The following is a 13,173-nucleotide window of genomic DNA, read 5'->3' as shown; positions in this document are numbered from 1 at the left end:
TTCAGCCCTTCGAGGCGGCGTTGATCTCGGCGGTCTTGACCGCGCCGTCCGAGACGCCCCACTTCTCGAGGATCTTGCCGTAGGTGCCGTCGTCGATGAGCGACTGCACGGCGGCCTGCACGGCCTTGTCCATGCCCGTGTTCTTCGCCACCGGGAAGCCGTACGGCGCGACGTCGAACGTCTTGCCGGCCGCCTGCAGCTTGCCCCCGGTCTGCTTGATGGCGTACGACGTGACCGGCGAGTCGGCGCTCATTGCGTCGACCTGACCGAGGATGACCGCGTTGGTGGCGTCATCCTGCTTGTCGAAGCGGAAGACCTGGATGGCGGGCTTGCCGGCATCGGTGCAGGCCTTCGACTTCGCGGGCACCTCGTCGGTGTCCTCGTAGGTCGTCGACTGCACGGCGACCTTCAGGCCGCACGCGTTGTCCGGGTCGACCGTCTTGCCCGCGGCCGAGGCCCACAGGATGCCGGCCGTGTAGTAGTTGACGAAGTCCACCTGCTGCTCGCGCTCGGTCGTGTCGGTGAACGACGAGACGCCGATGTCGTCCTTGCCGCCGGTGATCGAGGGCAGGATGTTGTCGAACTTGGCGATCGCGAACTGGGGCTTCAGACCGAGCTTGGCCGCGACCGCCTTCGCGAGATCGACGTCCCAGCCGACGGGATTGCCGTTGTCGTCCTTGTACTCATTCGGCGGGTACGTGTTGTCCATGCCGATGACGAGGGTGCCGGACTTCGCCACATTGGCGGGCAGAAGCTTGGCCGCTGCGGCGTCCTTCGAGACCTGGGAGCTCGAGCCGGACGAGGAGCCGCCGGAGGGTGTGGAGTTGTCGACGCAGCCTGCGAGCAGCAGGACAGCGGCGGCTGCGGATGCCGCAGCAATGACGATACGTCGGGTTCGCATGGAGGACACCTCGGTTGTGAAGGGCGATCAGGGTACCGCGGTAGCGTAATCGCCCCCGTCGGCCGAGTCATGGTAACGCGGCACAGTCGTATCCGTATCGTGAGGTCTCCCAGCTTTTGTCCAGCCGGCCAGACACAGCGCTCTCGGACGGTTCAGACCTCGGCGAGTTGCTCGGCGACCTCGCCCGCGACCGACGGTGCGGGCCGAGCGACGACGTGGCGTCCCGCCGCCCATCCCCCGACGGCCTCCAGGACCAGGACGGCGCCGAGCATGCTCGCCGCGACCGCCCAGGGGATCCCTGACGCGCGGAGAAGCCCCATGGACAAGGGGCCGAGAGCAGCGATGGCGTAGCCCACGCCTTGCGCCACCGCCGAGAAGCCCGCGACCGCCGCGGGCGGCGCCTTGATGACGATCAGCGCGACCCCGAGTCCGAAGGCGGCGCCGAGCGCGAGACCGAGGACGGCGATGGAGAGAGGAACAAGAGCGAGCGGCGCGAACATCACGCCCGCCAGGCCGAGCGCGGTTCCCCCGACGGCGACCGCGACCAGCCGGTGCTGGCGACGCATCCGTCCTGCCAGTACCGAGACGAGAAGGGATGCCGGCAGCCCGGCGATGCTCGTCCACGCGAGCATCTGCGCACCCTCCGCCGGCGGGAGTCCGCGATCGGCGAGGATCGTCGGGAGCCATCCCGCGACGGCGAAGAAGACGAGCGCCTGCGCACCGAAGAAGGCGGTGACCTGCCAGAGCAGGGCCGAGGAACGCAGGCGGGTCCGGGCCGCGCGGCCGCGGGATGCATGCGTGTCGGCGCGTCCGCAGACGACGGCCGCGACGACGACGAGCGCGACCGCGGGCACGGCCCACGCGGCGAGTGCGAGAGGCACGCTCTTCGTCGCTTCCAGGAGCGGGACCGTCCATCCGGCTCCGATGGCGGCGCTCACACCGAAGCTCGTCGAGAAGACGCCCGACCACAGGCCGATCCGGTCGCCGAACCGCTCGCGCACGATCTGCGGCATGACGACGCTGACTCCGGAGATCGACGCACCCGCGACGATCGTCCCGAGGAAGAGGGATGCGATGCCCATCGGCCGCAGGGCAACCGCGGCGGCGAGGACGATCGCCAGCACGAGGATCGCTCGTTCGGCACCCCACCGGCGCTCCAGTACGGGGGCAAGTGGCGCTCCAACCGCGAGCAGCAGGACGGGAAGGCTCGTCAGGATCGCAGTGGCGAGACCGTCGAGCGCGTAGTAGTCCGACACGGGCCCGAGGATCGCGGAGACGCTGGTGATCGGAGCCCGCAGGTTGAGCCCGGCGAGGACCACGAGCGCCCCATACCCGAGAGCCACTCGTCCGGCGTGACGAGGAGGACCCGGCCGACTCATGTAATCACCATATCATCTGATGAATAGTCGCCTCCCACGTGCGACCGCGCGCACAGCGAAGCCCGGCCGTCATGGACGGCCGGGCTTCGGAGCTCCGTGACAGCGGTTTCGTGGAGCTGGGGGGAATCGAACCCCCGTCCAGCACTGAGTCTCCACGCCTTCTCCGGGCGCAGTCTGTGCAATCGTTCTGCTCGGCCCCGACCTTTGTCACAGACACCTAAGTCGACAGGCCCAGCCTGGGAAGAGTCCCGAGCGGCGTCCAGACGCCGACGCTCAGCAAGATCCCTAGATGACGCCAGGATCCGTGGCGGGATCACCCACGGTCTGACGGACTATCGGGCTCGCTTAGGCAGCGAGGGCGAAGTCAGTGCGCTTAGCATTGGCACTTGTTGTTTTGCAGGGAGCGTTCACGAGATAACCCTGCATCCTCGGCCCGCTTCTCGTGGATTCACAGGCGCTGTCGAAACCGATCAGCCCCGTGGCCTTCTCTCGAAGGGACCGCTGTCACTCTGTGGAGTTGTGAATGGATGCTTCGCAGCACCCGAGCATCACAGACTACAACCCGCTCTGATCCCGTGCAATTCCGCCTAGTCTCGGAGGATGAGCGACATCATGGTGTCCGTCCGCGGCGAGCACGAGCTGCGGGTCGCGCCCGAGCGCGCCGTCGTCCGGCTGACCGTCACGGCTGACGGACCGCAGCGCGGCGCGGTCGTCGAGCGCATCGCAGCGATCGCCGAACCACTCAGGGACGAGCTGGCGGCGCACGAAGCGTCGGAGGCCGTCGCCGAGTGGTCCAGCGAGCGCATCTCGGTGTGGGCCGATCGTCCCTGGAATGCCGACGGCACCCAGCTGGCCCTCGTGCATCACGGCTCGATCGGCATCACGGCCGAGTTCGCCGACACGACGGCGGCATCGGACTGGGTGTCCGCCGTCGGGCTGCGCGACGGCGTGCGGGTAGACGGGGTGGACTGGAAGCTCACGCCCGAGACCCGCGCCGCGAAGGAGAAGGAGGCGGCCACGGCGGCCGTCGGCGTCGCGGTCGCCCGGGCGGCCGCGTACGCATCCGCACTGGGCCTCTCCACCGTCACCCCGCTCGAGGTCGCCGACCTCGGCCTCCTCGGCCATCCCGACCAGGGCGGCGGCCCGATGCCGAAGATGATGCGGGCGGCGGCATTCGCCGACGCGGGCTCGGCTCCCGACCTCGGACTGCGGCCCGCCGACATCGTGGTGTCCGCAGCCGTCGAGGCCCGCTTCTCGGCGCGATGAGCGACGCCGACCTTCGGGCCTCCGAGTCGGACACCGACGTCACTCCTCGCCCCGGCGTCGCGGAGCGACTCTCGCGCATGATCGCACTTCCGACGGTCTCGGCCGAGATCGATGTGCGAGGCGGCGCGCCGTTCGCCGCATTCGTCGAGCTCATCGGCGAGCTGTACCCGCTCGTCACCGCACGACTCGTGCGCGAGCGGATCTCCGACCTCGGCCTGCTCTACCGCTGGCCGGGTCGCGACAGCAGCGCCGACCCGCTCGTGCTGATGGCGCACTTCGACGTCGTCCCCGTCGACGAGACGGATGCCTGGACCCATCCCCCGTTCGCCGGCGTCATCGCCGACGGCTTCGTGTACGGACGCGGCGCGCTCGACGACAAGGGACCGCTGCTCGCCGTGCTCGAGGCCGTGGAGAACCTGCTCGCGGCCGGATTCGTCCCCGCGCGGGATGTCTACCTCTCCTTCGGAGGCGATGAGGAGACGGCCGGCAGCGCGGCCGAGGCGATCTCCGACGCCCTTCACGACCGCGGCGTGACACCGTGGCTGGTGCTCGACGAGGGCGGTGCGGTCGTGCCGTCGCCCTTCCCTTTCGTGCACGGAGCCATGGCGATGGTCGGCGTCGCCGAGAAGGGCGCGGTGACCATCGAGCTCGCCGCCCGGGGCGAGGGCGGCCATGCATCCGCCCCGCCGCGCATGACGGCCGTGCGGCGCGTCGCCCGAGCGGTGGATCGGCTGGGCCCCGGAACGTTCCGGCCGCGCACGCCCCGCGCCGTCTCGCGGATGCTCGAGCTGTTCGTCCCCGCACGCGGGGGGCCGCTCGACTCGGCTACCGTGTGCTCGCGGCCGTCCCTCCGCTCTCCGCACGCGCTCTGGCGGCGATGGGTGGCGAGGGAGCGGCCTCCGTCCGCACGACGGTCGCCGCCACCATGCAGTCGGGCGGAACCGCGGCGAACGTCCTGCCGTCGCAGGCCTCCGCGACGATCAACCTGCGCATCGCCCTGGGTGAGACGGTCGAGAGCACGGTTCGGCGGGTGCGACGGCGCATCGCCGACCGCGAGGTGGCGATCACGGTCGTGCAGGGCAGCGATCCGTCGCCCGAGTCGTCCGCCGAGAACGCGCAGTTCGCCCTGATCACGGCGGCGGTGGATGCGTCGCATCCCGGTGCCGCCACCGTGCCGTATGTGATGATGCAGGCCAGCGACGCCCGGCACTTCCATCGCTTCTCCCCCGCCGTCTATCGCTTCGCGCCGCTCACGATGAACACCGAGCTGCGCGCGACGATCCACGGCGTCGACGAGCGGGTGGAGATCGCAGAGCTCGAGCGCGGGGAGCGATTCCATCGCACGCTCATCGAACGGCTAAAGTAGCCGCGCCCGAACCCCTGCTGCGAAGGAGCACCATGGCTCAACGCGAGAGCACCCGGAACGCCCGCGTCACGCTCGGCACCCTCGCCGGCGTCGTCGGCTTCCTCGCCTTCGTCGAGTTCACGAGCGGCGTCCTGCAGGGCTACTACACCCCGATGCTGACCGACATCGCCCGGCACCTCGGCATCCACGACGCCGATGTCAACTGGCTCGAGGGCACGCAGCTCACGCTGTCCGCGCTCGTGGTCCCCGCGTTCGCGAAGCTCGGCGACATGGTCGGGCACAAACGGATGCTGCTCATCTCGACCGCCCTGACCGCCGCGGCCGCCCTCGTACTGCCGTTCACCGCGTCGTTTCCCGTGTTCCTCACCGCGTGGGCGCTCATGGGCTTCTACGTCGTGTGGCTGCCTCTCGAGATCGCCCTCATCTGGTCGCGGTCGCGCAGCATGGAGGGTCGCTCGACCATCACCGCGCGAGCGGCGGGCTTCCTCGTCGCCGCGCTCGAGTCGGGCGCGATCATCGGAGCCCTCGTCGGCGGGGCGCTCGTGGATGCGCTGCCCCTCACCGTCGTGCTCCTGATCCCCGCGCTCGCCGTCGTCGTCTGCTTCTTCGTGGTGATGTTCGGCGTGAAGGAGTCGCCCAATCCCATCGGCGGCCGGTTCGACACGGTCGGCCTGGTACTCGTCTCCATCGCTCTCATCGCCTTCACCGGCGGGCTCAGCCTGCTGCGCCTGAACGGGCCCGCTGACCCGGGAGCGTGGGCGGTGGTCGCGGTAGGCGTGCTGCTTGTATGGCCGTTCGCCGTGTGGGAGCTGCGTCACCCCGATCCGCTCATCGACGTGCGGATGTTCCGGTCTCCCGCCCTCGGCCCGGTGTTCCTCACCGCGGGGCTGTTCGGTGTCAGCGTTCTCGGCGCTCAGGCGCCGCTGTCGACCTTCGCGCGCACCGATCCCGCCGTGTACGGCTACGGGCTCGGGACGACCGGCTTCCAAACCTCGCTCATCATCGGCATCTACCTCATCGCGATGATCACGGGCGCGCTGCTCTTCCCGCTCCTCGCCCGGCGGACGACGCCACGTCTGACGCTGATCGGCGCGGCCGTGCTCGTCGGCGTCGGCTTCCTGCTCTTCCTGCCGTTCCACACGTCGTACGGACAGCTCGTCACGAACATGGTGATCGTCGGACTCGGCTCGGGGGCTCTGGTCGCCGCACTGCCGGCGGCCGCCGCATCCGCCGCTCCCGCGACGCAGACGGGCGTCGCCACAGGCCTCACCAACTCGGTGAAGACGGTAGGCGGCGCGATCGCCTCGTGCGTCTTCGGAATCGCCCTGCTGCACGGCACGACGGGCGCCGCCGGCGCCGCGGGTGGAACCGCCGGATCGTTCGCCGGCTACGTCACCGTCTGGGTCGTCTGCGGCGTCACCGCGCTCGCCGCGGCCGTGCTGCTTCTGTTCGTGCCGAAGCAGGCCTTCAGCGACCGCGCCGACGAGGGCGTCGCAGCCACCGCGCGCTGATCAGTCGCCGAGGCGATTGCGGCTGCGCATCGCACGCTCGGCCTCGCGCTTGTCCTCGCGCTCGCGGATCGTCTGGCGCTTCTCGTACTCGCGCTTGCCCTTGGCGACGGCCAGTTCGACCTTCGCACGGCCGTCGGAGAAGTAGAGCCGCAGCGGGATGAGCGTGTAGCCGCCGGCCGAGATCGCGTGCGAGAGCTTCACGATCTCCTCCTTGTGCAGGAGCAGCTTGCGCGTGCGCTTGGACGAATGGTTCGTCCAGTGCCCCTGGGAGTACTCCGGAATGTGGACGGCGTCGAGATACGCCTCGCCGCCGTCGATGAACGCGTAGCCGTCGGTGAGATTCGCCCGCCCCTGACGCAGCGACTTGACCTCGGTGCCCGTGAGCACCAGGCCGGCCTCGTACGTCTTCTCGATCGTGTACTCGTGGCGCGCGCGTCGATTGGTCGCGACGACCTTCTCTCCGCGTTCCCTGGGCATGGCTCTCTCCTGATCTGCGACCCGCGATTCGGGCAGCCTGTCAGTCTACTACGGAGGGGGTGGAGTCCTACGCGTGCAGCCAGCGGCGGATGGCGAACCCGGCCGAGATCGCCGCCAGCACGACGCCGATCGCGATGACCACCGGGATGACGACGGCGACATCGCCGACGCCCACCCAGGTCGTCACGAATCCGATGCGCGAGCGCAGGTAGTCCGCGACGCCGAACCGCACGATCGCCCACACAGCCGCACTCGCGAGAAGCGAGCCGATCAGGGCGGCGATGACGCCCTCGAGGACGAATGGGGTCTGGATGAACCGGTTGGATGCGCCGACCAGCCTCATGATGCCGATCTCGCGCCTTCGCGCGAACGCCGACAGTCTGATCGTCGTCGCGATGAGCAGCACGGCGGCGACGAGCATGAGAGCCGCGATGCCGACGGCGATGTAGGTCGCGACGTTCAGCGCAGAGAACAGCGGCTGGAGGTACTGCAACTGGTCTTTCACCTCCTCGACGCCCTGCATCCCGTTGAACGCCTCGATGATCGCATCCGACTTGCTCTGGTCGATCAGGTTGATCGAGAACGTCGCGTTGATCTGATCCGGCGTGATGATCGTCTTGTAGTTGTCGCCGAGCTGCTCGATCGCCTTCGTATACGCCTGCTGGTTCGTCTCGAACGTGGTCGTGCGGATCAGGGCCTTCAGCGCGGGGCTCTCCAGCTTCTGCGCAACGGCGTCGATCTGCTGCTGGGTGGCGACACCCTGCGTGCACGTGCGCGCCGTCGACACCGAGGTGCACATGTACACCGCGACCTGAGCCCGGTCGACCCAGAAGTCGCGCATCTTGCCGACCTGCATCTGCATGAGGATCGCGGAGCCCACGAAGGTCAGCGACACGAACGTGACGAGGACCACCGAGATGACCATGGATGCGTTGCGCCGAAGCCCCGTCATCGCCTCGCCGAAGATCAGACCCACCCTCATCGCGTCGGCCCCACTTCGTCGTCGGCGTCGTGCGACAGACCCAGCCGGTCGGCGAGTCCGAGCTCGTCCAGATCGACGTCGGGCCGGATGATCGGGTTCGCGCGCGTCGTCGCCGCTATGGGGACGGATGCCGCGGCATCCCGCTGCTCGGGCTCAGCGCCTGCGGCGGCAGGGAGCTTCTTCTGCTGTGCCGCGTCCTGGTCGCCGGAGCGGTCCTGCAGCGCGGGGGACGGCGCATCCGTCGCCTTCGCCGCCGACGTCGTCGAGGTGGCGACGGGCACGGCGTCGTCGGAAAGAGCGTCGATCGCTCCGGTCTCGGCGATCTCGCGGTGCAGCTCGAGCACGGCGGTGAGGGCGGCGACCGCGGCCGCGCCGCGCTCGGGCTCCGGTGCCAGGCTCGGCAGACCCGATGTGTCGCCGTAGCCGCCGTGCCGCTCGTCGCGGACCATCTCTCCCTCGCGCAGCTCGATGACGCGCCGCTGCATCTGGTCGACGAATCCGGCCTCGTGCGTGGCCATGAGCACTGTCGTGCCTCCTGCGTTGATGCGCGCGAGCAGCTGCATGATGTCGATGGATGTAGCCGGGTCGAGGTTGCCCGTCGGCTCGTCGGCGAGCAGGACGGGCGGACGGTTCACGAGCGCCCGGGCCATGGCCACGCGCTGCTGCTCACCGCCGGACAGTTCGTGCGGCATCCGCTTGCCCTTCCCCTCCAGGCCGACCAGCGCGAGCGCCTCCGGCACCGCCTGGTGGATGAAGGCGCGCGACGCCCCGATCACCTGCAGCGCGAACGCCACGTTCTGCGAGACGGTCTTGGTCGGCAGGAGTCGGAAGTCCTGGAACACGGCGCCGATCTGCCGCCGGAAGTACGGCACCTTGCCGTTCGACATCGAGCGGAGGTCGCGGCCGAGCACGACGACGCGTCCTTCGCTCGTGACGTCCTCGCGGAGGATCAGCCTCAGGCACGTCGACTTGCCCGATCCCGAGGCTCCCACGAGGAAGACGAACTCTCCGCGTTGCACCTCGAAATCCACGTCGTTGAGCGCGGGTTTGACGGTGCCGCGATACCGCTTTGTCACGTTTTCGAACCGGATCATGGCGTTGTCAGCCTAAGCGGCCCGGCAACCACCGGGGTCAGCGACACCCGTCCCGTGGCAACCCGATCAGCGCGTCTGTGTGGACGCGAGCGGATCAGTCGTTGTCGCCGCGCTTGCGCCAGCGGATGCCTGCGGCGATGAAGCCGTCGAGGTCGCCGTCGAACACGGTCGCAGGGTTCCCCACCTCGTGGCCGGTGCGCAGGTCTTTGACCAGCTGCTGACCGTAGAGGAAGTAAGAGCGCATCTGGTCGCCCCAGCTCGCGGTGATGACCCCGGCGAGCTCCTTCTTCTTCGCGGCCTCCTGCTCGCGCTTGAGCAGCAGCAGGCGGGTCTGGAGCACGCGCATGGCGGCGGCACGGTTCTGGATCTGCGACTTCTCGTTCTGCATCGACACGACGATGCCGGTCGGCAGGTGGGTGAGGCGCACCGCGGAGTCCGTGGTGTTGACCGACTGGCCGCCGGGGCCGGACGAGCGGAAGACGTCGACGCGGATGTCGCCCTCGGGGATGTCGACCTCGACGGCCTCCTCCATCACGGGGATGACCTCGACGGCGGCGAAGCTCGTCTGCCGCTTGTCGGCGGAGCCGAACGGGCTGATGCGGGCGAGGCGATGCGTGCCGGCCTCGACGGAGAGCGTCCCGTAGGCGTACGGCGCATCCACTTCGAACGTCGCCGACTTGATGCCGGCGCCCTCCGCATAGGACGTGTCCATGACCTTCACGGAGTACTTGTGGCGCTCGGCCCAGCGCAGGTACATGCGCATCAGCATCTCGGCGAAGTCCGTGGCGTCGTCGCCACCCGCGCCGGAGCGGATCGTCACGACCGCGGCACGATCGTCGTACTCGCCGTCGAGGAGCGTCTGCACCTCGAGCTCGCCCACGATGTCCTCGAGCTCGGCGAGCTCGCGGCGCGCCTCCTCCGCGGAGTCTTCGTCATCCATCTCGATCGCGAGCTCGACGAGCACGTCGAGGTCGTCGAGCCGCTGCTCGATGTCGGCGATGCGCTTGTACTCCGCCTGGCGATGGCTGAGCGCGCTGGTGACCTTCTGCGCCTTCTCGACGTCGTCCCAGAGGTCGGGCGCGCCGGCCTCCTCGCTCAGGCGGGCGATGTCGGCCTTCAGGGTGGGGACGTCGACCACCGCCTGGATGTCGGCGAAAGTGGAGCGCAGGGCCTGAATGTCGGCGGACAGATCGAGATCGAGCATGACACTCCAGCGTAACGTGGATGCCGTGACCGACGCGCCCGATTCCCTCTCGGTCCGCGATGTGGTGTGGCGCCTCGCGCCGATGATCTACGGTCCGACCGTGCTGTTCGCCCTCGGCGAGGGCGCCATCATCCCGCTCCTGCCGATCTACGCGACGCGTCTGGGCGCCGGCGTCGCGATGGCCGCCCTGATCGGCGCAGCCCTCGTGGTCGGCCAGGTCTGCGGCAACCTTCCGGCCGGCTGGGCCGTGGCGCGCTTCGGCGAACGGTTCACGATGGCCTGCGCCGGCGCTCTCGCCCTCGTCGGACTCGCCGGCATGCTGCTGGCGCCGAGCCTCGGCGTGCTCGCGGCATCCGTCTTCGTCATCGGATTCTGCGCCGCGACCTTCGGCCTCGCCCGCCACTCCTTCATGACGACGCGTGTGCCGCTCGTCTTTCGCGCTCGTGCGCTGTCGCTCCTCGGCGGCGCCTTCCGGCTCGGCGCGTTCATCGGCCCGTTCGTCACGGCGGCGCTGCTCGCCGTCTTCGGGAACGACCACGCCGCCCTCTGGTTCTTCGCCCTGTGTCTGGTCGCGACGATCCTCCTCGTGTTGCTCGGCCCGGACCCCGAGCGCCAGCTCGTGACGCGCCAGGCACCCGTCCGCGACGATCTCGTCGAGGACACGGGCGAGGCGGTCACCGGCTCCGTGCCGACCGCTGCGATCCGACGTCACGAGGGCGACACCGCGGCTCGCGCGGGCGTCTTCCCGACGATGTGGCGGTACCGCGCGGTGCTTTCGAGGCTCGGGCTGGCCGCCGCATCCCTCTCTGCGATCCGCTCGGCGCGGCAGGTCGTCCTGCCGCTGTGGGGCGTCTCGATCGGCCTCGACGCCCAGACCATCGCCCTCGTCGTGGGCGTCTCCGGCGCCATCGACTTCGCCCTCTTCTACGCGAGCGGGCAGGTCATGGACCGCTTCGGGCGCCTCTGGGCGGCGCTTCCCGCCATGCTGCTCATGGGATGCGGGTTCCTCGCGCTGTCATTCACGCACGGCGCATCGAGCGCGGCGATGTGGTTCGCGATGTTCGCCGCGGTGCTCGGCGTCGGCAACGGGCTGTCGAGCGGCATCCTGCTGACCCTCGGCGCGGACGTCGCCCCCCAGGCGGAGCCGGCGGCGTTCCTCGGCTCGTGGCGGACGCTGACGGATGCGGGCGGCGCCGCCGCTCCCCTCATCGTGTCGGCGATCACGGCCCTCTCGTCGCTCGCGCTCGCGACCGGGGCGATGGGTCTGCTCGGCCTGCTGGGGGCCGCCGCATTCGTGCGGTGGGTGCCGCGGTTCGTTCCGCGGCGCGCGCCCGGCTCGTAGCCGCGACGGCGGCCGCAGGGAACGGGCTGCTCGCTGGCTGACGAGGGTGGATGCCGCTGTCCTCGCGGCGATATCGCTCCTGCCCGTGTGAGCCGGGCATCCGGTCGCGTCGTCGCCCGTCTCAGCGGAAGGCGGTGCGGCTCGTCGCGGTGGCGGCGAGCTCCCAGCCCTGCGGCACGAACACGGTGAGCACGGGCGGGTGCCAGATGGATGCGACGGTCACGCGGGATGCGGCACCGTCGGGGCTCTCGGCGCTCACGAGGCGGACTCCCGGCGCTTCGCCCAGCAGGGCCGATGCCGCCTGTCGAACGCCCGCGCTCGTGAGCTCCGCCCGCGGGCCGGTGGCGTCGACGCGCAGGTGGAAGCCGTCCGCGCCGGCGAGCGCCGCCGCGTCAGCGAGCGCATCCAGGTCCTTCTGGGCGAGGTACAGCGATGTCGCGTCGACGCAGACGAAGATCACCGCGAGCGCCAGCATCGCGTACCCGAGAGTGAGCAGGAGCACGCTGCCCTCGTCGTCTCCGGCGTCGCGCAGCGTGCGCAGGCGCGCCACGGCCGCCCGGATCATCGACCCATCCAAGTGGTGGACACCTTCTGCACCGCCGTGGCCTCGACCGGAATGCCGGCCAGCCGGTCCAGCCCGAGCACGGGCGGAGCGAGCGGGAGCGTGACGCGCGTGGCGACGCGGATCCTGAGGACGGCGCCGGCCTCGGGGCATGTCCCACCCGCGGGTGCGCACGACATCGAGACCTCGACGGCTTCTGGGTCCATGCCGTATTCCTTCGCGACCGACGCCGCGATCAGGTCCGCGCGCATACGTGCGTCGGCCGCGTCGGACGCCGTCGCCACGGCGCGGGCGATGTGCCGTGCGCCCGACTCGACACCGAGCGCCTGACCTTGGATCTGTCCCAGAGCGACGATGATGTAGACGAGTGGGACCAGCATCAGCAGGCCGACGAAGATGAACTCGAGTGCGGCGGAGCCGCGATCATCGGGCTCGCGGGGGGCGACATCACCCGGCTCAGCCGAACGACTCTGCCGGAGCATGCGCGGTCACCTCCATCGTGCGGGGGATGCCGAGCAGCCCCGCCAGCGGCAGCGGGGCCCGAACGGTCACGACGACGCTCGGCCCCCCGAGCTCGGCGCTCTCACGGACCTCGACGTCTTCGGCGTAGCCGGCGCCGACCGCTCGCGCCACGATCTCGCGGGTGCGCTCTGCGCCCTCCCCCAGAGCGGTGTCGGCGAGGGCTGCCCGATAGGCGCCCTCGACAGCGGCGTCATGCACGACATTCCGCACGTAGACGGCGAGACCGAGCTGAAGGACGGCGAGCGTGAGCACCGTCAGCAGCGACCCGACGAGCACGAACTCGACCGGGCTGGACCCGGCATCGTCGGCGACCACGGCCCGCGCATGCGCCGCGATCCGTGCGAAGCCGCGAGGATGGGGCGCTCTCACATTCCCGACACGCGCGCGATGGCCTGCTCGAACAGCTGTGACAGCGCAGGTCCGGCCAGCGTCCAGATCGCGAGGACGAGGGCCGCCGTCATGAGCGTGACGAGGACCCACCCGGGGACGTCGCCTCGTTCGTCGTCGTGCAGGTCGCGCAGCGCCGCTCGCACACGCGTGATGGTTCCTGTGAGCATCTCTGTCCTT

At 69.9% G+C, this 13,173-nt stretch carries 14 protein-coding genes, 1 other RNA gene and 2 pseudogenes; 6 read left to right on the top strand and 11 right to left on the bottom strand.

The annotated features are described in order from the left end of the window. Position 1 precedes the first annotated feature (1 nt). From AC0NZN_RS12855 to ssrA, 3 genes are all read right to left on the bottom strand, one after another. On the bottom strand, positions 2 to 901 hold the full coding sequence (locus AC0NZN_RS12855; RefSeq protein ID WP_474592696.1) for an ABC transporter substrate-binding protein: 900 nt from the start codon (positions 899 to 901) through the stop codon (positions 2 to 4). A gap of 152 nt (positions 902 to 1,053) precedes the next feature. Next, positions 1,054 to 2,244, bottom strand: coding sequence for an MFS transporter (locus AC0NZN_RS12850; RefSeq protein WP_474592695.1), 1,191 nt, complete (start codon positions 2,242 to 2,244; stop codon positions 1,054 to 1,056). Positions 2,245 to 2,388: 144 nt separating this feature from the next. Beyond that, positions 2,389 to 2,758: a transfer-messenger RNA gene (gene ssrA, locus AC0NZN_RS12845) on the bottom strand. 122 nt (positions 2,759 to 2,880) lie between these two features. On the opposite strand from ssrA, the gene AC0NZN_RS12840 reads away from it, so the two are divergent. The 5 genes and pseudogenes from AC0NZN_RS12840 (at position 2,881) to AC0NZN_RS12820 (ending at position 6,423) form a co-directional block, all read left to right on the top strand. Further along, positions 2,881 to 3,546, top strand: a complete 666-nt coding sequence (locus AC0NZN_RS12840; RefSeq protein WP_474592694.1) for an SIMPL domain-containing protein — start codon at positions 2,881 to 2,883, stop codon at positions 3,544 to 3,546. Beyond that, a pseudogene (locus tag AC0NZN_RS12835) lies at positions 3,543 to 4,208 on the top strand (M20/M25/M40 family metallo-hydrolase); the annotation flags it as partial. The gene AC0NZN_RS12840 and the pseudogene AC0NZN_RS12835, both read left to right, overlap by 4 nt. Before the next feature lie 215 nt (positions 4,209 to 4,423). Continuing rightward, positions 4,424 to 4,540, top strand: a pseudogene (locus AC0NZN_RS12830) (peptidase dimerization domain-containing protein); the annotation flags it as partial. 63 nt (positions 4,541 to 4,603) lie between these two features. After that, positions 4,604 to 4,912 (top strand): M20/M25/M40 family metallo-hydrolase, encoded by a 309-nt coding sequence (locus tag AC0NZN_RS12825; protein ID WP_474592846.1) that lies wholly within the window; start codon positions 4,604 to 4,606, stop codon positions 4,910 to 4,912. Positions 4,913 to 4,944: 32 nt separating this feature from the next. Continuing rightward, entirely contained in the window at positions 4,945 to 6,423 is a 1,479-nt protein-coding gene (locus AC0NZN_RS12820; protein WP_474592693.1) for an MFS transporter, read from the top strand. Here AC0NZN_RS12820 and smpB read toward each other — a convergent pair whose 3' ends face one another. The 4 genes from smpB to prfB form a co-directional block, all read right to left on the bottom strand. Continuing rightward, entirely contained in the window at positions 6,424 to 6,900 is a 477-nt protein-coding gene (gene smpB / locus AC0NZN_RS12815) for an SsrA-binding protein SmpB (protein ID WP_474592692.1), read from the bottom strand. Positions 6,901 to 6,967: 67 nt separating this feature from the next. Continuing rightward, positions 6,968 to 7,882, bottom strand: a complete 915-nt coding sequence (gene ftsX / locus AC0NZN_RS12810) for a permease-like cell division protein FtsX (RefSeq protein ID WP_474592691.1) — start codon at positions 7,880 to 7,882, stop codon at positions 6,968 to 6,970. Beyond that, a complete protein-coding gene (gene ftsE / locus AC0NZN_RS12805) occupies positions 7,879 to 8,976 on the bottom strand; it encodes a cell division ATP-binding protein FtsE (protein ID WP_474592690.1) in 1,098 nt (365 codons plus the stop codon). Before ftsE ends, ftsX begins: the two co-directional genes overlap by 4 nt. Before the next feature lie 94 nt (positions 8,977 to 9,070). After that, positions 9,071 to 10,180 carry a peptide chain release factor 2 gene (prfB, locus tag AC0NZN_RS12800; RefSeq protein ID WP_474592689.1) on the bottom strand — a complete coding sequence of 370 codons (1,110 nt, stop codon included), beginning with the start codon at positions 10,178 to 10,180 and terminating at the stop codon, positions 9,071 to 9,073. An 82-nt stretch (positions 10,181 to 10,262) separates the two neighbouring features. Here prfB and AC0NZN_RS12795 point away from each other — a divergent pair, with 82 nt between their 5' ends. After that, positions 10,263 to 11,522: an MFS transporter gene (locus AC0NZN_RS12795; RefSeq protein ID WP_474592845.1), complete on the top strand. Its 1,260-nt coding sequence runs from the start codon at positions 10,263 to 10,265 to the stop codon at positions 11,520 to 11,522. Positions 11,523 to 11,643: 121 nt separating this feature from the next. Here AC0NZN_RS12795 and AC0NZN_RS12790 read toward each other — a convergent pair whose 3' ends face one another. From AC0NZN_RS12790 to AC0NZN_RS12775, 4 genes are read right to left on the bottom strand one after another with little or no spacing between them, the layout of a single operon-like run. Then, the gene (locus AC0NZN_RS12790; RefSeq protein ID WP_474592688.1) at positions 11,644 to 12,087 is read right to left on the bottom strand and encodes a pilus assembly protein TadG-related protein; all 444 of its coding nucleotides are present in this window, start codon (positions 12,085 to 12,087) and stop codon (positions 11,644 to 11,646) included. Then, positions 12,084 to 12,566 carry a TadE/TadG family type IV pilus assembly protein gene (locus tag AC0NZN_RS12785; RefSeq protein WP_474592687.1) on the bottom strand — a complete coding sequence of 161 codons (483 nt, stop codon included), beginning with the start codon at positions 12,564 to 12,566 and terminating at the stop codon, positions 12,084 to 12,086. The genes AC0NZN_RS12790 and AC0NZN_RS12785 overlap by 4 nt, the downstream gene beginning before the upstream one ends. Next, the gene (locus AC0NZN_RS12780; RefSeq protein ID WP_474592686.1) at positions 12,541 to 12,921 is read right to left on the bottom strand and encodes a TadE/TadG family type IV pilus assembly protein; all 381 of its coding nucleotides are present in this window, start codon (positions 12,919 to 12,921) and stop codon (positions 12,541 to 12,543) included. The genes AC0NZN_RS12785 and AC0NZN_RS12780 overlap by 26 nt, the downstream gene beginning before the upstream one ends. Positions 12,922 to 12,971: 50 nt before the next feature. Beyond that, on the bottom strand, positions 12,972 to 13,163 hold the full coding sequence (locus AC0NZN_RS12775) for a hypothetical protein (protein ID WP_474592685.1): 192 nt from the start codon (positions 13,161 to 13,163) through the stop codon (positions 12,972 to 12,974). Positions 13,164 to 13,173 lie beyond the last annotated feature (10 nt).

The organism is Microbacterium sp. sgz311019, assembly GCF_056135325.1.
The sequence above is the reverse complement of the archived record's forward strand: the minus strand, read 5'-3'. Positions and strand labels throughout refer to the sequence as shown.